This is a genomic window from Dyadobacter sp. CECT 9275 (assembly GCF_907164905.1).
GTDB classification, from domain to species: Bacteria; Bacteroidota; Bacteroidia; order Cytophagales; family Spirosomataceae; genus Dyadobacter; species Dyadobacter helix.
The window spans coordinates 2,246,347-2,267,864 of the sequence record NZ_CAJRAF010000002.1; the positions used below are offsets into that span (position 1 = coordinate 2,246,347).

The following is a 21,518-nucleotide window of genomic DNA, read 5'->3' on the forward strand; positions in this document are numbered from 1 at the left end:
TCCTCCATCCTCCATCAAACCAACAGGCTATGTTAAAAAACTATTTCAAAATTGCGTTTCGTAACCTCCTGAAAAACAAAGGTTATTCTGCCATTAACATTGGTGGCCTTGCTGTGGGAATGGCGGTTGCCATGTTGGTTGGGCTGTGGGTATATGATGAATTATCATTTAATAAATACCACAAAAACTATGATCGCATTGCTTTGGTAAATCAGAACCAGGTTTTGGAAAATGAAATCCACAGTACTGCCTCAGTTCCTTTTCCATATGTTCACGAACTCAAAACCAATTACGCTGAGTATTTCAAACATATTGTTCCGTCTACATTCAGAACAGAGGCGATCCTGAGAGCCGGAGACATTATGTTAGCGAAGAATGGTCTGTTTGTGGGGGCGGAAGCTCCTGAAATGTTTTCACTGAACATGGTAAAAGGCTCGCGGGATGCATTACAGGATCAGCAGTCGATTTTACTGTCGGAATCTGCTGCCAGGGCTTTGTTTGGAAAAACAGATCCCATGGATAAGCTGATCAAGCTGGACACCGACAATGACTTGAAAGTTGCCGGTATTTATGAAGATATTCCGCAAAATTCACAACTTCAGGATCTTCATTTCCTTGCTTCCTGGGACTACTTTGTAGCTAAGAATCCATATATGTCCAAAAAGCAATGGGATAACCATACCCTGCTGATGTATGTTGAAATAAAACCTGAAACCAGCTTTGCCAAAGTTTCTGCTGCGATCAGGGATTCGGAAATTAAAGTGATCAGAAACATGGATAATATGAAGCATGAAGCTGCAACCAAGCCGCAGATGTGGCTTCATCCTATGAAAAACTGGCATTTATATTCAGAATTCAAGAACGGGATTGCTGCAAGCGGGCCAGTTCAATACGTATGGCTGGTTAGCCTGATTGGCTTTTTCGTGCTGCTCCTCGCCTGTATCAATTTCATGAATCTGAGTACGGCCCGATCCGAAAAACGAGCCAAAGAAGTGGGTATTCGTAAAGCCATTGGTTCCTTTCGCGTACAATTGATAGGACAGTTTTTTACGGAATCGTACCTGGTTGTTTTTATATCCTTCGGCATCGCACTGGGGCTGGTTCAGGTATCTCTAACATGGTTTAATGAGTTGTCGGCCAAACAAATGACCGTGCCCTGGAACAATACATACTTTTGGCTTTTTAACCTGAGTTTTATACTAATCACCGGATTACTGGCTGGCAGTTATCCAGCTCTTTATTTAACTTCCTTTAAACCGGTTAAAATACTGAAAGGCACTGCGGTACAATTGGGCCGTTATGCATCTTTACCAAGACAGGTGCTGGTTGCCATTCAGTTTACGGTTTCGATTACCCTTGTGATTTGCACAATTATCATTTACAGCCAGGTACAGTTCGCCAAAAACCGGCCGATTGGCTATTCCCGGAATGGTTTGATGATGATCACGATGAAATCGGATGATTTTTACAAAAAGTCTGATTTAATAACAAATGAGCTGAAAAACACTGGTGTAGTCGAGGAAGTAGCATTATCTCAAAGTCCAGTAACGGATGTTTGGTCTTCTAATGACGGTTTTACCTGGAAAGGAATGACAAACGCAAATTCTCCTAATTTCAGTACTTTGACGGTCTCGACTGAATATGCTAAAACAGTAGGCTGGCAGTTCGTTGCCGGGCGAAATTTTTCAAAAGAGCTCGCTTCCGATTCTTCAGGTTTTGTGATCAATGAAACCGCAGCAAAGTTGTTTGGATTCAAACAAGCTGTCGGAGAGCAGGTATCCTGGAAAAGTCAATGGATGACCAACAATATTCAAAAACAATTTACCATTTTGGGTGTTGTAAAAGATATGGTCATGGAGTCACCTTTCGAACCAATTGCTCCCACGGTTTTCTTTTTGTCCGGCGGTGCCAACTGGATTAATATCAAAATCAATCCGGCCGTAAGTAGCAATGCGGCCCTTCCGAAAATAGAAGCGGTTTTCCGGACCTTAACACCAACAGTACCCTTTGAATACAAATTCGCTGATCAGGAATACGATGCCAAGTTCCGTGCAGAAGAAAGGACAGGAAAGCTGGTCAGCTTTTTTTCCATTCTTGCTATATTCATTTCCTGTCTGGGCCTTTTTGGTTTAGCATCTTTCGTTGCTCAACAGCGTACCAAGGAAATAGGTATCCGTAAAGTGCTGGGCGCATCTGTTGCCAGTCTGTGGCAAATGTTATCCAGAGATTTCATTCTTCTGGTTATTATATCCTGTTTAATATCTGCTCCTATAGCCTGGTATGCCATGAACTTGTGGTTATCGAAATATAATTACCGCACAGAAATTTCCTGGTGGATTTTTGCCGTAACGTCAATAGGAACATTGTGTATCACCTTAATGACAGTAAGTTACCAGGCTATCCGGGCGGCATCACTGGACCCCGTCAAAACTTTGAAAATGGAATAAAGGGAAAAGAGGAGGAAGGACAAAAGGGACAATACCTTCTCCCCTCCTCCCTTTCCTCCATCAAACCAACAGGCTATGTTAAAAAACTATTTCAAAATCACTGTTCGTAATCTTGTAAAGCATAGGTTATATGCTGGTATTAACATGGCCGGTTTGGCGATTGGCATGGCTGGTGCGATCATTATTTTCCAGTTGGTAAGGTATCACCTGGGTACCGACCGGTACCACAAAAATGCTGACAGGACTTACCGTGTAGTGGTTGATCTGCACCTGGAAGATGGGTCAGTAGAAAAAGAAAAGGGATCGGCTTATGTCTTACATGAAACCCTAAAAAAAGAGTTTAGCTATGTAGAAAATTCAGCCTATCTGGCCCATAAAGAATTAACCTTCAGCCTCGGCCAAAACGGAGAAGCAAAGAAGTTTCTGGAAAAGGAAAACGCTGCCTTCACAAATTCCGACTTTTTCAAAATATTCGACTTCAAATGGGTTACAGGAAATCCCTCTGTCTTAAATGCTCCGAACCAGGTCGTACTAACGGAAAGGTACGTTCGGAAATATTTTGGAAACAGTAACCCCATTGGCAAATACGTCAAGGTCAACAATCAGGCAAATTTAATGGTGGCCGGGATCCTCAAAGACTATCCCGAACAGACGGATTTCAAAAAAGATATCTTCATTTCAATTCCCACTCTTAAAACAGTAATTCCCGAGTATGGCTATGACGACTGGGGCTGGATCGACAGTAACCGGGAAACTTATGTCACCCTTCGTTCAGCAAGCGACAGATCGGCTTTTGAAAAACAGATGCCGGCTTTTGCCAAAAAATATTATGGTGAAAATGGAGCTGTTTTCCATTACCACCTGCAGGAGCTTTCCGATGTCCACTTTAATGTCAATTACGGCGGAAAAATCAAATACTCCACCATCGCAATGCTGGCGTCGGTGGGTTTGCTGCTGATCCTGATTGCCTGCTTTAATTTCATCAATCTTTCCACCGCTCAAGGTTTTAAAAGAAGTAAGGAAGTAGGCATACGCAAAGTACTCGGAATCTCCAAAATGCAGGTATTCTGGCTTTTCATTCAGGAAACCGCCGTTATGACCATCCTCTCATTCCTGATATCACTGATACTTTCATGGATTGCCATCCCGCTCATGAACGAGTGGCTGGGAACAGCTATCCCCGTGAACATACCTTCGGATTACAAATCCCCGGTTTTTATGGCTGTTCTGCTGGCTTTCGTGATCGCCCTGGCCGGTGTTTATCCTGCTCTTTTTGTTTCCGGTTTCAGTCCGCTTCGTGCCATTAAAGGCCTGGGACAGCAAAGGAACAGAAGCTTTTTCACAATACGGAAAAGCCTTGTGGTGGTTCAGTTCTGCATTTCCTTTGTGCTGATCGCCCTGTCTGTGGTAATCATTCTGCAATCCGGATATCTTAAAAACAAGGACCTGGGTATTGACAAGGAACTGGTGCTGCATGTTAACCTTCCAGTAAATGAACAAAGCAGAATGACTACCTTAAAGAATGAAATATCGAGACTGAAAGAGGTAGAAAATGTATCGTTTTTCAGGACTCCTCCTTCCTCGCAAAGCGGCTACGGTGGCAGCATTAAATTTGAAAACAGGGAATGGGAAAAATTCCCCACCAGATCCCGGATTGCCGATCATAATTATGTTAAAACATATGGACTAAAACTCATTGCAGGCAGGAATCCCGTAGCGTCGGATACGGTGCGTGAGGTACTAGTGAACCGGAAACTTGTTAAGGACCTCGGTCTGAAATCCCCGCAGGACGCCCTCAACAGGAGGCTGCTTATAGGCGATATTGGCAAAACCGGGATCATTTCGGGTGTTTTGTCTGATTTTAACAATACTGATCTTTACTCAGACATTGAACCTACGGTGGTGTATTCATTTCAAAAACACTACCGCACGGCAGGAATCAAGCTGCAGTATTTGGATCGGTCCACCATACAAAACATAAATACCATCTGGCAGAAACAATTTCCCGATCATGTATTTGAATATGGTTTTTATGATGAAGAAATAGCCCGGTTTTATAAACGGGAGGAACTGGCATCAAGCTTAACTTCCCTGTTTGCATTTTTATCGGTATTCCTGTCCTGCCTGGGCTTGTTTGGCCTTGCCGTTTTCTCCATTGAACAGCGGACCAGGGAAATCGGTATACGCAAAGTCCTGGGAGCATCTGTGCTTGGTATTACTACCTTGTTATCCCGGGATTTTCTGGTGCTGGTCCTGATAGCCATCATCCTCGCCAGCCCGGTAGCCTACTATTTCATGAACCGGTGGCTGGCAGATTTTGCATACCGTATCCATATACATTGGTGGATATTTGGACTCGCTGGTTTTATATCCGTAGCCATCGCTGCAGTAACCGTTAGTTTTCATAGCATCAAAGCCGCATTGATGAATCCGGTTAAAAGTTTAAAAATGGAATAAAGGAAAAAGAAGGAGGAAGGAGGAAGGAGAAAAGGGACAATGCCTTTTCCCCCCTCCCTTTCTTCCCTCCTCCATTTCCTCCCTCCATACAAAGTGTATCAAATCGGACAATTACTGTCCATTTCTGAACATACCACCTCTTCAATTCTACAATAAACATTTCATTATCAGTAATTTAATCCAGTCAAGTGATGTGGCAAGCTATTTGAAAGATGCAAAGAGCTTCCCTTAACCTCTCAACACTTTCGCGCTCGTATGATTCGTAACTACTTCAAAATCGCTTTCAGAAACCTTTTAAGAAATAAAGGTTATTCAGCCATTAATATTGGCGGTTTGTCCGTCGGTATAGCGGTAGCCATGCTCATCGGCCTGTGGATTTATGACGAATTGTCTTTTGACAGATATCATAAAAATCATAGCCGAATCGCTCAGGTTTGGCAGTTTGTTACATTTGATGTCGAAAAAGCGACCTACGCGGTGACACCTATACCGCTCGCAGAGGAGCTTCGGACCAAGTACCCGGATTTTAAGGCCGTAAGCTTGTCCAAAAGCGAATCATTCATACTGGCTTCGGGTGATAAAAAATTCGCAAAAACGGGTAATTCTGTAGAGCCGGATTTTATAGAAATGATGACCTTAAAAATGCTTTCAGGCAACCGGGACGGCCTGAAAGATGTCCATTCCATTCTGCTTTCCAAATCCCTGGCCAAAGCATTTTTCGGTGCAGATAATCCTTTAAATCAGGTTATCAAAGTCGACAACAAATTCATGGTTAAGGTAACAGGTGTTTATGAGGATTTTCCTCATAACAGTTCTTTTAAAGAAGTACAATTCCTCACACCCTGGAATTTTGCCGTCGCCAAAGAAGACTGGATAAGGAACGCCCTTCAGGAATGGGATAACAACTCCTTTCAGATTTACGCACAGTTGAAAGACGGAGCAGATTTTGACCAGGTTTCGGCAAAAATCAAAGATATCAGGGTGAAAAGAGATAATCCTCCGGGTTACAAGCCGGAGTTTTTCCTGCATCCTATGGATAAATGGCACCTGTACTCCGATTTCAAAAATGGTGTGAATACGGGCGGATATATCCAGTTTGTATGGCTTTTTGGGATCATCGGTACTTTTGTACTGCTTTTGGCATGTATCAATTTTATGAATCTGAGTACTGCCAGGTCAGAAAAACGTGCCAAAGAAGTAGGTATCAGGAAAGCAATCGGTTCCATGAGGACGCAGCTGATCGCTCAGTTTTTCGGCGAGTCTCTGCTGGTTGTGATAATCGCATTCATTATAGCCCTACTGCTGGCCGCGCTTTGCATGCCACTTTTTAATGAAGTTGCTGAAAAGAAAATGAACATTCTGTGGTCCAATCCCTGGTTCTGGCTCGCCGGCATCTCGTTCAGCCTCATCACCGGATTAATTGCCGGGAGTTATCCATCACTTTATCTTTCATCCTTTCAACCCTTAAAAGTGTTAAAAGGAACCTTCTCGGCTGGTCGCTTTGCTGCCATTCCGCGCAAAGTTCTGGTGGTGATCCAATTCACCGTTTCTGTAACACTAATGATAGGAACCATCATGGTATTTCGTCAGATCCAGCATGCGAAAAACAGGCCAATCGGATATACCCGAAATGGTTTAATTGAGATACGGATGAATACCCCCGAACTCTACGGACATTATGAAGCCTTACGTAACGACCTCATCAATACAGGAGCGGTGGAAGATATGTCGGAATCGTCCGGTGCAATTACCACTCAGGATGGTGGTACCACTGATATCTCCTGGCAGGGAAAAAGTCCCAACACACAGCCGCTGGTGATGTCTAACAGCGTAACACACGATTACGGCCATACAATCGGCTGGGAAATTGTGCAAGGCCGTGATTTTTCAAGAAACTTTTCTACTGATTATTCCTCTATGATCCTGAATGAGTCAGCCGTTAAACTGATGGGTCTCAAAAAACCGCTCGAATCGATTGTCAGAGCCAGTGGCAAGCCATACCGGGTGGTAGGAGTGATAAAGGACATAATAAAAGAAAATCCTTTTTCTCCGGTTAGCCCTTCGTTTTTTATACTTAGCTATAGAAATGTAAGTATGATCAACATCAGGCTTGCCCCAAATCTCACCGTGGGTGAGGCCCTCGGCAAGGTTGGGACTGTATTTACAAAATGCAATCCCGGCAGCCCGTTTACCTACAGTTTTGTGAACGACGAATATTCCAAGAAGTTCGGAGCGGAAGAGCGTATCGGTAAGCTTTCGACTTTTTTTTCCATCCTGGCCATTTTCATTTCCTGTCTAGGCCTGTTCGGCCTGGCCTCGTTTGTGTCAGAACAGCGGACCAAAGAAATCGGTATCCGGAAGGTACTCGGAGCTTCTGTTGCCCATTTATGGCAGATGTTATCTACAGATTTTGTGTTACTGGTGGTCGTTTCATTTGTTATATCAATTCCCATCGCCTGGTATGTTATGAGCGAGTGGTTAAAAGACTATCAGTACCGTGTTGATATGTCCTGGTGGATTTTTGCGGTTGTCGGCGCCGGGGCTTTGATCATCACCCTGCTTACGGTAAGTTACCAGGCTATACGCGCTGCCCTGCTTGACCCTGTCAAAAGTTTAAAAATGGAATAAAGGGAGGAAGGAGGAAAGGTTCTTCATTTCTTTTTCGCATTGAATGCATGCAAAGGAAACTTACTGTTCAAAAAACGATAGCTGGTGTTTCATTATGATCAAGAACTATTTCAAAATCGCCTGGCGCAATCTCTTAAAGGAACGTCAATTCACTTTACTGAACCTGATTGGCCTTTCTACCGGCCTGGCCTGTACATTGCTGATCTATCTATGGGTGATGGACGAGCTGCACGTTGATAAATACAACGAAAAGGACATGCAGCTATATCAGATCATGGCAAATCATAAAAGTGAGGATGGAATCAAAACCATTAACCACACCGCCGGACTTCTGGCCAATGCCCTTAGGGCCGAAATGCCCGAGGTTGAACAGGCTGTGACAGTCGTGCCGGCATCGTGGTTTGGCAACAAAGGAGTAGTTTCCGTTGGAGATACGCGTATCAAAGCAGGCGGACAATTTATCAGTAAGGATTATTTCAACGTTTTCACCTGTCCTGTTGTGGCTGGGGACAAGCAAACTTTATTTCGCGATAATCGGTCCATTGCTATCTCAAACGAACTGGCTTTTAAGCTTTTTCATACAGCTGACAACGTCATCGGGAAAACAATTGCATGGGACCATGGCGCGTTTAGTGGTGCTTATAATATTGGGGCTGTTTTTGAAAAGAACCCGGCCAATGCGGTCGAGCAATTTGACCTCCTGTTCAACTTTGACCTTTTTGTGGAAAAGCGGCCAGGAATGAAGGAATGGGGTAATAGTGATCCCAGTACCTTTGTAATTTTGAAAAAGGAGACCTCGGTGGAGCGTTTCAATGATAAAATCAAAAATTACCTCCGGTCAAAAAACAAAGAGTCGGATGTTGAGCTGTTAGCTATCAAATATTCGGATAAATATCTTCATGGCCAGTTCGAAAACGGTGTACAAGCCGGTTGCAGAATTACTTATGTAAGATTGTTTTCCATTATGGCCCTATTTATCCTGACCATTGCCTGTATCAATTTCATGAACTTGTCGACGGCCAAAGCGTCAGGCAGGATGAAAGAAGTAGGGATCAAAAAAGCAATCGGAGCATTCAGGAGATCACTCGTCATTCAGTACCTGGGAGAGTCGGTGATGATGGCATTTTTGTCACTGATCGTCGCCATTGCGCTGTTAGCCCTCTTTCTCCCGCAGTTCAATAACCTGACAGGGAAACAGATCAGTATGAATTTTGATGGTCAGATCATCCTGTCCATTTTGGGAATTACCTTGTTCACCGGGCTCATCGCCGGTAGCTATCCCGCATTTTATCTTTCCGGGTTTAATACCATTGCAGTGCTGAAGGGTTCGCTCAAAACCTCCACTGGTGAGCTTTTGTTCCGGAAAGGGTTAGTGGTATTTCAATTTGCAGTTTCTGTTATTTTTATTGTTTCGGTGTTGGTGGTTTACAGGCAAATTGAATTTATACAAACGAAAAACCTGGGTTACAGCCGCGACAATATCATTCACTTCGAGATTCCCATGACGGAAGACCCTGCAAGTCTGAAGTCGTCGGAGGCTTTTCTTAGCGAGGTGAAAAATCTGCCGGGGGTTACAGACGCGTCCAGCTATTACCATACCCTCACCGGAGAGCACGGTTCCATTTCGGGAGTTGAATGGCCCGGAAAGCCCCCAGGCAAGGACATTGACTTTGCCAACCTGGAAGTTGGCTATAATTTTATTGAAACCGTGGGGATACAGTTCAAAGAAGGTCGTGGATTTTCACAAAATGATCAATCCCATCACGAAATCATCTTCAACGAATCGGCCATTAAAAGCATGGGGCTGAAAGATCCAATTGGGAAAATGATCAAATTCTGGGGTATGGAAAGGCAGATCATCGGCGTGGTAAAGGATTTCAATTTTGAATCATTGTACGAAAATGTAAAACCCTGTTTTTTTCAGGTGGAGCCTGTCATGCCCAATATCATGGTCAAAATTCAGAAGGGAGCTGAGCCGCAAACCATCGCCCAAATAGAAAAAACTTTCCATACTTACCACAAAGGCAGTTTTTTTGAATATCAATTTCTGGACGAAAATTATAATGCCTTATATGCATCCGAACGTCGCATCAGTGTACTGTCCCGGTATTTTGCCGGGCTCACAATCCTGATCTCTTGCCTGGGACTCTTTGGCCTTGCCGCCTTTACAGCACAAAGAAGAAAAAAGGAAATTGGTATCAGAAAGGTAGTGGGGGCCACCGTAGGCAATGTTGCGTTGTTATTATCCATGGATTTCATGAAACTGGTTTTCATGGCCATGCTTCCTGCCTTTCCTTTGATTGGCTGGGCCATGGATCAATGGCTCCACGAATTTGCCTATCGAATTGATTTGGGTATTAATATATTCATCGTTTCAGGTATGATCATCACACTGCTGGCCCTTGCAACGGTAGGTTACCAGGCGATCAAAGCTGCCTTGCTGGATCCGGTAAAAACGCTCAAATCGGAATAAATGTAAAATGCCGGTAGGACACAAGGTTAGCTATAAAAGCCAGGCCTTGTGTCCGGCACTGCTCTCAGGTCATGAGAACCACATAAAAACCCCGTGTATCAAAGGAAAAGTAATGATAAGTTAGTACCTTTTCCGGCAGCTGAGTCAGTGAGAGGAAAAGCCGCTAACTGCATTACTACTTTATGAAGATAAACATAATTGATACCGGCTTTTTTAAGCTGGACGGGGGAGCCATGTTTGGGGTGGTACCGAAAACGCTCTGGAGTAAACATAATCCCGCCGACGAAAAAAATTTGTGCAGCTGGGCCATGCGCTGTTTGCTGATAGAAGATGAGGGCAAACTCATACTTGTGGATACCGGGCTAGGCAATAAACAGGATGAAAAGTTCTTTGGGTTCTACGACCTGCATGGTGATGCGACATTACTCGGCTCCATCGAAAAAGCAGGTTACCGCCCAGAAGAAATTACGGATGTAGTCCTCACCCATTTACATTTTGACCACGTTGGCGGGGCTATAAAAAGAGAGAACGGACAGCTGGTGCCTACTTTTAAAAATGCGCTCTATTGGTCCAACGAAGCACACTGGCAATGGGCAACCCATCCTAATCCACGAGAAAAGGCATCCTTTTTAAAGGAGAATATCCAGCCGATAGTGGAATCCGGTCAGTTACGTTTTATAGACAAGGGCATTTCTCCATTTCATTCAATTGATTTTTTACATGTTGACGGACACACGGAGCAAATGATGCTTCCGGTAATAAGTTTCCAGGGCAGGAAAATCATTTATGCGGCTGACCTTATTCCGTCTTCCTATCATATTCCCCTGCCCTGGGTCATGAGTTACGACGTGAGGCCGCTGCTGACCATGACCGAAAAAGAAGCGGTTCTCAGAATGGCACTGGAAGAAAATTGTATCCTGCTGTTTGAACACGACCCTATTTTTGAAGCTGCCGTGCTGGAAGAAACTGAAAAGGGTATCCGGATCCGCGAACGGGGGGCACTGGATATTTTCATCTGATACCGATGACAAACCATTTCTTTCGCACATACTATACTTGTTCATAAAATGAAAACAGCTTTTGTTTTATCCGGCGGCGGAGCCAGAGGGATATCACACATCGGGGCCATCAAGGCATTACAGGAACAGGGCATACAGCCAGATGTCATCAGCGGAACCAGCGCCGGAGCGTTTGTAGGTGCATTGCTGGCATACGGATATACCCCTGATGAAATCCTTGAAATGATTCTAAAAACCAGGCTGAGCGGTTATCTTAAATTTACGTTCGGGTTCAGCGGGCTGCTGAAGCTGGATGCCGCAGAGGTGTTTCTCAAAAAATACATCCCCGAAAACTCATTCGAATCTTTAAAAATACCGCTTGCCGTTACCGCCACGGATATTCACGCAGGAGAGGAAATCTGCTTCCGTACGGGCGAGTTGGCAAAGCCTGTTCTTGCGTCTTGCTGCCTGCCGGGTATCTTCAGACCTATTCTTTTTGAGGGTCGTGAACTGGTGGACGGGGCCATTTTCAATAACCTCCCTGTGGCTCCCATTGAGCAGCAAGCGGATTACATCATCGGTATTCATTGTAATCCAATTGCCACGGCCAAAACCGCACAAAATGCTCATAACATTGTATACCGTAGCTTCCGGCTGGCCATGCGAGGAAAAGCCAAAGCCAGTCTTGACAAATGTAACCTTTTGATTGAAGCTCCTGAGCTGAGCCGGTTCAATCCCTTTGATTTCCGAAAAGCACAGCAGATTTTTGATATTGGATATAATTACACCAAAAATCTTCTAACGGCTCATCGCGAAAATCTGAATAGCACGGGGCTGAGTACTACTCCTTTATAAAGTCCTGATTGAGTATTTCATAAGGAGGCACAAAACAAAAGAGGCCGAAGCCTCTTTTGTTTTGCAGGTAATAGCACAATTCCGGATCAGATAAAACGGTTGATAAGCGTTTCAAGATATTCCTGTCTGCCTGAAATCGAGGCGGGTTCTCCATTGGCAGCCGCCAGAGCGAACAAGTCTTCAAGGCTCAGTTTGCCGCCTTCAAAATCTGCTCCTTTACCCGAGTCAAAACTAGCATAACGGTCCTTACGAATTTTGGTATACTCTCCGTTCTGGATAATCTTATCTGCAACCACAAGCGCCCTGGCTACCGTATCAATACCACCAATATGCGCATGGAAAACATCCTCTACATCGGTTGAATTTCTTCTTCTTTTGGCATCAAAATTGATACCACCACCTTTCAAACCTCCTGCTTCCAGAATCACCAACAATGCTTTGGTCCACTCGGCTATGTCATTCGGGAACTGATCGGTATCCCAGCCATTCTGATAATCGCCTCTGTTGGCATCAATAGATCCCAGAATTCCCGCATCAGCCGCTACCTGTAACTCATGCTCGAACGTGTGACCGGCCAAGGTAGCGTGGTTTACTTCCAGGTTCAGGGAGAAATCTCCGAGCAGATCATGCTGGCGAAGGAAACCTATCACCGTAGCTGCATCGTAATCATACTGATGCTTGGTTGGTTCGCAAGGTTTCGGCTCAATAAAGAACTTCCCTGTAAAACCATTTGCGCGGGCATAGGCAACAGATATTTTCAGCATCTGTGCAAAGTGCTCCTGCTCGCGTTTCATATCGGTATTCAGGAGTGTCATATATCCTTCCCGTCCTCCCCAGAAAACATAATTTTCTCCTCCCAGCGCAATGGTAGCATCCAGCGCCATTTTTACCTGAGCGCCTGCATGTGCTACTACATTAAAATCGGGATTGGTTGAAGCCCCATTCATATACCGGTGATGTCCAAAAAGATTAGCCGTTCCCCAAAGAAGCTTCACCCCGGATTCTTTTTGTTTCTGACCCAAATAAGCAGTTAAAGCCTGAAGGCGGCCTTCGTTTGTTTTAACGTCATCGGTGTAATCAACAACGTCCACATCATGAAAACAGTAATACGGAAGGCCCAGTTTGGTAATGAGCTCAAAGGCGGCATCCGCCTTATCCTTTGCCCGCTCAACCGCATCAGCCTTTTTGTCCCATGGATAAAAAAGTGTAGGTCCTCCGAAAGGATCCAGTCCCGACCCACAGAATGTGTGCCAGTAAGCAACCGCGAAACGCAAATGGTCTTTCATGGTTTTGCCCCCCACAACACGGTTCTCGTCATACCAGCGGTATGCAAGCGGATTGTCTGTTTCCGGGCCTTCATAGGCTATTTTACCTATGCCTTTAAAATACTCCTGTTCTCCGAGTAATATGCTCATTGTAGTTGTTTGTTAATCGTTTTTTTAAACCAGGAACTGTGTACCTATGTCTCCACAAATACGCTCAATTTCTGTTAAACTTATTAAGTGTACTATTGACATTTTTTACTGCAATACTATTACTTTTTTTTGAAAAATTTATGTAGACATAAAAAAAGAGGGATGAAAAAATTCATCCCTCCCAAAAGCATGCTTATCAGATGTTATAATCAGAAGAACTTCGCTCTTTTATCTTTAATTTTTGCATTCTCCCTGATCGCCTCATTTACCAGATACGACGACCTGCTTTCAAGCGACTGTGTCAGTTGTGTCTTGTACTGGGTAAAGTCTGCAATTTTCGGAGCATCTGTTTTATTGATCAGCTCCATTATAAATACGCCGTTTTCGCCTGTGAAAACATCTGTTTTCTGGCCAGGTTTCAAACCAAAAGCTTTACCCAGAGCAATAGGATCAAATCCTGCACTGGTGAGAAAGCCCGTTGCCAGAGAGATATCCGTAGCGGACTCAACCAAAGCGCCGGCGCCATATTTTTTAGCAATCGTTTCCAGGTCGCCTGTGGCACCTTTCAGTTTTGCCGTAATCTGTTCCGATTTAATCTGATTGCGCACCTTCGTCGTAAGCTCGTCCCGGAAGTCGTCAATGGTAACTTTATCGGCCTCGGATTTGCCTGTCAGAACCGCTACCACATACTGATCTTCGGTCTCAAATACCGGAGATACTGAGTTTATTTTAGAATCATCCTTAAAGGCCCAGCGTACAATTTCACGGCCATTCTGAATCGCATTTACATTAGTTGCCGTCTCCGGAATCCGGTTAGCAGTAGCAAGTACCAGCGCCTTGTTTTTCTTCACGGCTTCATCAAACTCCTCTTTATTTTTTACAGAATTCACAAATTCATCTGCCTTCCGGTAAGCTTCATCGCGGGTTGCCTGGCTTGCTTCAATGGTTTTCCCGATGGCCGCAATGTGATAAAGCGTATTGGATTTGGTGGCTGTCACCTTAATAATATGATACCCAAACTGGCTTTCAATAAGCCGGTTAATCAGCCCAGGAGCCGTTGCAGAAAATACCGCTTCTTCAAAAGGCTTCACCATTGCGCCGTTATTCTGGAAATAACCCAGGTCACCCCCTCTTTGCGCCGACCCTGGATCAGCACTTGAAGTGGCAGCAAGCGCTTCAAAATTGGCACCTGCGCGGATCTGCGCCAGTATCCCTTCCGCTTTTACCTTCGCAGCCGCCTTGGCTGAATCCGATTGGTTTTCGGCACGGATCAGAATGTGGCTTGCTCTTGCAGAAGATACCGTGTCAGTTCTTGTACCCCCATATTTGTAAATGTAATAGGTATTTCCTTCCCGGTAAGGGCCATATACTCCGCCTGGAACGAATGTTTTCACTGCTTCCTTCAGCTGATCAGACATATTAGCCAGCGACATATTGATAGGAAGAGGAATGTCTGTATTCATACTTGCAAAAGACGAGTCGTTTTTGGCTGTGGCCAAACCACGTGCAAGCTCCTTGATTTCAGTGTACAAGGCCGAGCTATCGTCTTTCGCTGGCTGAACCGGGAAAGTCACATACTCAATAGAGCGCGTGTCGGTTCCTTTATATTCCTCACGATGCTCGCTCAGATATGTTTCAAGCTGAGAATCGGTTACCTTAATCGTTGTATCTACAATAGAAAAATAAGGAACGTACAGATATTTTACATTGGCTTTTGTATTCTGAGCCATATATTCCTTTTCGGATTGCGCCTTAGGGATATATGTGGAAAGGCGCAGCATATTTTCATACTTGGCACGGGTACGTTCTTCTCTCAGGCTTTTCTCAAAATTTGCCCACGATTTCATTTGCTCCGCAGGCAGCGTCTTAAGATTTTTAAGATAGTTGATAACCGCGTTTTTATCAAAACGGCCTGTGGTAGGATCGGAAAATGCCTGTTGAATAGACGGGCTGATATGGTTTCCCTGAACCATGTCAAACAGTTCCTGATCGGTTACACTAAGTCCTAGCTTATCAAATTGTTTTTTATAGGCAATATCAACAATGAACTGATTCCAGGCCTGGTCGCGCAGGGAGGCTAATTCATTTTCACTGAGACTACGTCCCGACTGTGCTTCATAATTCTGACGGAAAGCATCCACCCGACTTTGAAAGTCCTTGATGTCAATGTCTTTGCCGGCAATCTCCCCCACTACCTGATTATTGCTGCCGCCCAGCAAAGAATTGGGACCCAAAAGGTCACCGCCAACCATGAATAGGATTAAACTAATCGCGATTACTGTTACTGCAATTCCGGACTTCTCTCTGATTTTGTTAATTAAAGCCATTTCTCATTTTCAAATTTGACCCGCAAAATAAAATCTTTTCTCCGTGGAATGCAAGGAGAGTTTAGATTTTAGGGCAGTGATTTTTGTTTTAGGGTTACGTATGCTCAATTTACTGATAATCAATATCCGACAAATCCTCCCATTTAATACATGTGCTTGAGGTTCACTGCAAACAGGATGGCAAGCAAAACACTGAAGAAAACGCCAGCCATAGCGGTTATAAAACCCAGCCAGCCACCAATAAAAATTAACGGCGCCAGAAAGGTAAAGGCGATACCTGCCAGAAAAAGATAGAATCCTTTCTTTTGCAGATTCCAGATCAGATAAGCCGCATATAAGGATAGGGATTCAAAAATGATCAGAATGATAGCTCCGGTACGGATATTGGAAGCCGTGGTTTGGGAGATCACAGCATCAAACATATTGTTTACGGTTTCCATTTCTGCCTCAGACGCCTGCCCTTCCAGCTTTTCCTGAACAACCTGGAAAGTTTCCCTGGTCTGGTCGGCTATAATGCCAGGATTCCATAATCTTTCTGATTGAGTCCACAACCCGGAAACGGCACTCATAAAGGTCAAAAAACAAAGAATTGTCAGGAACGTGGGGCGCACTACTGGTTCAGCCATTTTTATTTCAGATAAGAATAAGGTTGTGCTTTAAAAAAGCGGGTAAAATTTGTGCATTTAGTCGAAAACACCAAAGGTGTTTGAATATTCTTCCGTCCCATCCTACATTTGTATAGTTCAATACAAAGAAAATTACAATTTTTACATTCTAAAAAACAATTACAATGAGCCTGCAGATTCTTACAGACCGTATTACCAGTATTTTAGGAACAGACAGCGGCCTGGATGCAACGATTAAATTTAAAACCGATGAAGGCTATGTGTTTATAGATAGCAAAGTTGTGCCCCATACCATTTCGAACCTTGATGAGGACGCGGAATGTACCTTTGACGTGTCAGTCAAAAATGCTTTGAAGCTTCTGGAGGGCGATTTGAACCCCATGATGGCACTTATGACCGGAAAATTAAAAATTGAGGGGGATATGGGTGTAGCCATGACGATTGCCAAAAGATTTGGAGGAAAATAACAGAACAGGGGTAAAATCGGTCAGGTTGGGTGAATGTTTGAACATCTAACAATTAGTCTTATGTCACATCAGCAAGTAGAATCCCCAGACAAAATGAAACGCCGCGACTTCCTGAGAGCGGGTACCTCAGCCGCCGCAGGCTTTATGATCGTACCGCGGCATGTCCTTGGAAAGGGGTACATTGCCCCGAGTGACAAGCTGAATATTGCAGCAGTTGGCTGCGGTGGCAAGGCCGATTTTAACATCAGACAGGCGTATAATAACGGAGCCGAAAACTTTGTGGCTTTATGCGATGTGGACGACCGCCAGTCGGAGAAGTACAGGAAGTTATTCCCAAAAGCACCCTATTACAAAGATTTCCGGAAAATGCTGGACAAAGAGGCTGCCCACATTGACGCCGTTTTTGTGACCACGCCAGACCATATGCATTTTCCCATTGCCATGGCCAGCATCCAACTGGGCAAACATGTTTACGTAGAGAAGCCGCTCACAAAAGATATCTGGGAAGCCCGGAAACTAACCGAAGCTGCAAAAAAATACAAGGTAGTGACCCAAATGGGTAATCAGGGAAGCAGTACCGACGGTACCCGGCAAACGGAAGCTATAGTGCAGTCGGGCATATTGGGGGATATCCACACGATCGAGGTATGGACGGACAGGCCCGTATGGCCTCAAGGTGTTAAATCACCAAAAGACAAAGGCGAATCATAGCCCGTCCCCGCCGGTGTTGACTGGGACCTGTGGCTGGGCACAGCACCCAAACGCGACTACCATGAAGCCTATATGCCATTCCGCTGGCGGGGGTACTGGGACTTCGGAACAGGAGCACTGGGAGATATGGGCTGTCATTTTATGGATGTTCCGTTCCGGGCTCTGAAACTTGGGTATCCCACCTCGGTAGAATGCAGCGTCGGCTCTGTTTATGCTGATTTTTTCAAGGAAGCATTTTTTGACGACGTCTGCCCGCCTTCCACTTCCATTCACCTGAAATTTCCTTCCAAAACTGGCCAGGGAAAAGAAATCAGTTTTTCGTGGTATGATGGCGGCATTCGCCCGCAGTTGCCCGAAGGCTGTGATTATCAAAGAGTTTTTGGCAGCAAAGACGGCGGAATGCTTTTTATTGGAACCAAAGGCATCCTGAGCGCCGAAATGTTTGGTGAAAATCCTGTTCTATGGCCGGAGGCAAAGTTTCAGCATGTAAGAGTTCCGGGTGCAAAGAGGGCCCTGGTCCCCGGCAACCATCAAGGGCACCAGCAGCAGTTTATCCAGGCTTGTAAAAAAGGGTACGGTAGCTATACCAGCTCCGCTTTTGACGAAGCCGGTCCGCTTACGGAAATTGTATTAATGGGTAACCTTGCAGTGCGTTCATTCCTTTACCGGGAAAGCAAAGCAGATGGCAAAGGGTTTAACTTTCCTGGCAGGCAAAAACTGCTTTGGGATGGTGCCAATATGAAGATTACAAATTTTGATACCTCAAACCAGTTTGTCAAACGAGATTACCGGACAGGTTGGTAACAGAAAACGGTGAAGTGGGAATTTATCAGCTTCACCGTTTTCCTGTATGCAGTAGCTTAAAAGATTCCCAAAACCTACAATTCCAGTTCTCTCAGGTACATCTGAATGGTATTTTCAAGACCCAGATACAGCGCATCAGAAATGAGGGCATGCCCGATTGAGACTTCATCAAGCCAAGGTATGCGTTGCTTCATAAAATGCAGGTTGTCCAGGCTCAGGTCATGTCCGGCATTTAAACCCAATCCAACTTCCCGTGCTTTCTCAGCCGCTTTCACAAACGGCAGAATTGCTTTTTGCCTGTTCTCAAAGTAATAGGCCGCATAAGGCTCGGTGTAAAGTTCCACCCGGTCCGCTCCGCAGATTTTTGCTCCTTCTACCATATTTTCGTCCGCATCTACAAACACGGAAACACGGATACCGGCATTTTTAAATTCTCTGATGAGCCCGGTGAGTTCGTCTCTGTTTGTAATGGTATCCCACCCTGCATTGGAAGTAATGGCATTCAATGCGTCGGGTACAAGTGTGACCTGATCGGGCTTTGTTGCCAGCACGAGGTCAATAAATTTTCTTTCAGAAGGGTTTCCTTCGATGTTGAATTCGGTAGTTACTACCTCCTTGAGGTCGTATACATCCTGGTATCGGATATGTCGTTCGTCGGGCCGGGGATGTACCGTGATCCCCTGCGCGCCAAACCGTTCACAGTCCAGCGCAACTTTAAGTACATTAGGATTGTCGCCTCCGCGCGAATTGCGGAGCGTGGCAATTTTGTTAATGTTTACGCTGAGACGGGTCATAGAGAATTCGTGCTGGTGAAATAATGTATGGAGCTTAAATCCTAAGTTACGCTTCTATTTATTACGATTGGTGTAACTTTGCTCTTTCAGACACAAATTTAGCATTTACACAATCTAAATTCACTTTTTCATTTATTAATCGTTAACATATGTCACTAAAAAGCCAGGTAGAAGCAGGTATCAAAGATGCCATGCGTGCAAAAGATCAGGATACACTCAGAGCCCTGCGCGCCATTAAATCTTTAATATTACTGGAAGAAACAAAAGGTGGTACTACAGGGGAATTATCGGCTGACGACGAACTCAAATTACTTACCAAAGCCGCGAAACAAAGAAGAGAATCAGCAGATATATACAAGACTCAAAACCGCCCCGACCTGCTTGAAAAGGAGGAGGCTGAGCTTGCGGTAATAGAGCAATTCCTGCCTAAACAGCTAACCGAAGAAGAGGTAAAAACCAAATTACAGGAAATCATAACCCGCTTAGGCGCATCGGGTCCATCGGACATGGGCAAAGTAATGGGTGTTGCTACCAAAGAGCTGGCCGGAAAAACAGAAGGAAAACTGATTTCAACTTTGGTTAAGAGCTTGCTGGCATGAAGTTACTGGATGTCATCATCCTTCTTCCCCTGCTCTGGGGCGCATTACATGGCTACCGCAAAGGACTTCTGATCGAGATTATCGGCATTGCGGGAATGCTGGTAGCCATGGTACTGGGGTTTAAATTTCTGGGGCTGGGGATGGATATTCTTACCCCATATTTCAGTGACAGCATGGCTAAGCGAATACTGCCCTATATCGGATTTTCAGTCATTTTCTTTCCAACGATATTTCTTTTGAACCAGTTTGGTTATGCCATCAGGCGGTCGCTCAGGTTTTCAATACTGGGTACTTTTGACCGCTTTGCCGGGGCCATGGTAGGTATACTCACCTGGGTTTTCGGGATCAGTGTTTTTTTCTGGTTAGTGGATCTCATCGGTGTGAAAATCCCGGAGCACCGCACCAGTGATACCTGGCTGTATCCGATCGTGGTGCCCGTGGCTCCAAATATTATTACCAAAGGATTACAACTCATGCCCAAAGGAACTGAACTGATCAGGGAATGGAAAAAGGAATATCTTGACAAGGAAGAAACACCAGGAACCGAGAAGCAAGAGGACTGATTCCTTCAACGGATTACGATTTTTGTCTCCTGTACCGCGAATATAACCTCATTTCAAAATCACTCCTCTATGAAAAACAGACTTCTTTCACTTGATGTGCTCCGGGGGCTTACCATGATACTGATGACCGTCGTTAACAACCCCGGCGACTGGGGCCATGTTTATGCTCCGCTGCTTCATGCAGAGTGGCACGGCTGTACACCTACCGACCTTGTTTTTCCAACCTTCCTTTTCATAGTTGGAATCACCACGGTGCTGGCTACCCCGGTAAAAACTTTAAATAAAGTAGCCTTACAAAAGTTGATAACCAGAGGACTGCGTATTTTCTGTCTGGGTTTGTTTCTGAGTTTCTTTTCCAAAATTCACTTTTTGGATTGGGAGGGTATTCCTTTGTTAAGTTTTCGTTTGGTAATAACCCTGGTGGTTGCCTATGCGCTTTTTGGCAATTACAATAAAACCACGCAGTTATATGTAGCAGTTGCCGTGTTCCTCATCATGATGGTACTGGCATTTGGTGGATTCAAAGATTTTGAAACGGTACGCATTCCGGGTGTTCTTCAGCGGATAGCCATTGTATATCTTATCATCACTCTCATATACCTATCAACCGGCTTAACCGTACAATTAGGGATAGCGACTGTGCTGCTCATAGTCTATTGGCTGCTGATGACCTACATTCCGGTTCCGGGTTTTGGAGAAGCCAATCTGGAAAAGGGTACCAACCTGGCTGCATGGCTGGACAACCGGCTTTTGGGTGGCCATCTTTGGGTGACCTCCAAAACCTGGGACCCGGAAGGAATTCTGAGTACGCTTCCCGCTATTGCTACGGGCATACTCGGGTTATGGACAGGATCCATACTGGTATCCAACAGAACGATCGGACAAAAATTCACTTTCCTTTTTGTAATGGCTGTTTCGGGAATTGCTGCCGGATGGCTTTGGGGACTTTCCTTTCCGGTTAACAAAGCGCTCTGGACAAGTTCTTATGTTCTCTACGCGGCAGGATGGGCATTGTTGTGCTTTACCTTGTTTTACTATATCATCGACATCAGAGGCTGGAAGCGGTTCACCCAGCCCTTCGTCGCTTTTGGTGTAAACCCGATGATCGTTTTTTTCCTGTCTGGAATCATTCCCCGGGTTTGGAACGTTATCAAAATCCAGGTAACGGGTACGGCGGGAGAAATGGTAGGCATGAAGGAATATTGGTACAAGTACATCCTGTCTCCCCGGTTCAGCAATCCTATGAATGCCTCTCTTGCAGACGCGCTCATTTACCTGCTTTTCTGGTATGTAATCGTAAGTATATTATACCGGAACAGGATCATCATAAAAGTTTAAATAGTTAAATTAGTTG

At 44.8% G+C, this 21,518-nt stretch carries 14 protein-coding genes and 1 pseudogene; 11 read left to right on the top strand and 4 right to left on the bottom strand.

Annotated features, from left to right (window positions below):
* The first annotated feature begins 29 nt into the window (after nucleotides 1-29).
* The 6 genes from KOE27_RS17170 to KOE27_RS17195 all read left to right on the top strand — a co-directional run bounded on the left by KOE27_RS17170 (nucleotide 30) and on the right by KOE27_RS17195 (nucleotide 11,858).
* The gene (locus tag KOE27_RS17170; protein WP_215240067.1) at nucleotides 30-2,447 is read left to right on the top strand and encodes an ABC transporter permease; all 2,418 of its coding nucleotides are present in this window, start codon (nucleotides 30-32) and stop codon (nucleotides 2,445-2,447) included.
* Nucleotides 2,448-2,522: 75 nt separating this feature from the next.
* Nucleotides 2,523-4,904 (top strand): ABC transporter permease, encoded by a 2,382-nt coding sequence (locus KOE27_RS17175; RefSeq protein ID WP_215240068.1) that lies wholly within the window; start codon nucleotides 2,523-2,525, stop codon nucleotides 4,902-4,904.
* 255 nt (nucleotides 4,905-5,159) lie between these two features.
* Nucleotides 5,160-7,532, top strand: a complete 2,373-nt coding sequence (locus tag KOE27_RS17180; RefSeq protein ID WP_215240069.1) for an ABC transporter permease — start codon at nucleotides 5,160-5,162, stop codon at nucleotides 7,530-7,532.
* A gap of 94 nt (nucleotides 7,533-7,626) precedes the next feature.
* Nucleotides 7,627-10,005 (top strand): ABC transporter permease, encoded by a 2,379-nt coding sequence (locus tag KOE27_RS17185; protein ID WP_215240070.1) that lies wholly within the window; start codon nucleotides 7,627-7,629, stop codon nucleotides 10,003-10,005.
* A gap of 182 nt (nucleotides 10,006-10,187) precedes the next feature.
* Nucleotides 10,188-11,024, top strand: a complete 837-nt coding sequence (locus tag KOE27_RS17190; protein WP_215240071.1) for an MBL fold metallo-hydrolase — start codon at nucleotides 10,188-10,190, stop codon at nucleotides 11,022-11,024.
* Between the two features lie 48 nt (nucleotides 11,025-11,072).
* Nucleotides 11,073-11,858 (top strand): patatin-like phospholipase family protein, encoded by a 786-nt coding sequence (locus tag KOE27_RS17195; protein ID WP_215240072.1) that lies wholly within the window; start codon nucleotides 11,073-11,075, stop codon nucleotides 11,856-11,858.
* Between the two features lie 86 nt (nucleotides 11,859-11,944).
* On the opposite strand, the gene xylA is transcribed toward KOE27_RS17195, so the two are convergent.
* From xylA to KOE27_RS17210, 3 genes are all read right to left on the bottom strand, one after another.
* Entirely contained in the window at nucleotides 11,945-13,273 is a 1,329-nt protein-coding gene (gene xylA, locus KOE27_RS17200; protein WP_215240073.1) for a xylose isomerase, read from the bottom strand.
* A 209-nt stretch (nucleotides 13,274-13,482) separates the two neighbouring features.
* A complete protein-coding gene (locus KOE27_RS17205; protein ID WP_215240074.1) occupies nucleotides 13,483-15,600 on the bottom strand; it encodes a peptidylprolyl isomerase in 2,118 nt (705 codons plus the stop codon).
* A 143-nt stretch (nucleotides 15,601-15,743) separates the two neighbouring features.
* Nucleotides 15,744-16,226: a hypothetical protein gene (locus KOE27_RS17210; protein ID WP_229252809.1), complete on the bottom strand. Its 483-nt coding sequence runs from the start codon at nucleotides 16,224-16,226 to the stop codon at nucleotides 15,744-15,746.
* Between the two features lie 164 nt (nucleotides 16,227-16,390).
* Between KOE27_RS17210 and KOE27_RS17215 the strand changes: the two genes are divergently transcribed.
* Together KOE27_RS17215 and KOE27_RS17220 are read left to right on the top strand one after the other, a co-directional pair.
* Nucleotides 16,391-16,693 carry an SCP2 sterol-binding domain-containing protein gene (locus KOE27_RS17215; RefSeq protein ID WP_215240075.1) on the top strand — a complete coding sequence of 101 codons (303 nt, stop codon included), beginning with the start codon at nucleotides 16,391-16,393 and terminating at the stop codon, nucleotides 16,691-16,693.
* Nucleotides 16,694-16,786: 93 nt separating this feature from the next.
* Nucleotides 16,787-18,208: pseudogene (locus KOE27_RS17220) on the top strand (Gfo/Idh/MocA family protein).
* Between the two features lie 74 nt (nucleotides 18,209-18,282).
* On the opposite strand, the gene KOE27_RS17225 reads toward KOE27_RS17220, so the two are convergent.
* Nucleotides 18,283-19,002: a pyridoxine 5'-phosphate synthase gene (locus KOE27_RS17225; RefSeq protein WP_215240076.1), complete on the bottom strand. Its 720-nt coding sequence runs from the start codon at nucleotides 19,000-19,002 to the stop codon at nucleotides 18,283-18,285.
* A 149-nt stretch (nucleotides 19,003-19,151) separates the two neighbouring features.
* On the opposite strand from KOE27_RS17225, the gene KOE27_RS17230 reads away from it, so the two are divergent.
* The 3 genes from KOE27_RS17230 to KOE27_RS17240 all read left to right on the top strand — a co-directional run bounded on the left by KOE27_RS17230 (nucleotide 19,152) and on the right by KOE27_RS17240 (nucleotide 21,502).
* Complete coding sequence (locus KOE27_RS17230) at nucleotides 19,152-19,601, top strand: GatB/YqeY domain-containing protein (protein WP_215240077.1); 450 nt, start codon at nucleotides 19,152-19,154, stop codon at nucleotides 19,599-19,601.
* Nucleotides 19,598-20,164, top strand: coding sequence for a CvpA family protein (locus KOE27_RS17235; RefSeq protein ID WP_215240078.1), 567 nt, complete (start codon nucleotides 19,598-19,600; stop codon nucleotides 20,162-20,164). The genes KOE27_RS17230 and KOE27_RS17235 overlap by 4 nt, the downstream gene beginning before the upstream one ends.
* A 69-nt stretch (nucleotides 20,165-20,233) precedes the next feature.
* A complete protein-coding gene (locus tag KOE27_RS17240) occupies nucleotides 20,234-21,502 on the top strand; it encodes an acyltransferase family protein (RefSeq protein ID WP_215240079.1) in 1,269 nt (422 codons plus the stop codon).
* Nucleotides 21,503-21,518: the final 16 nt, after the last annotated feature.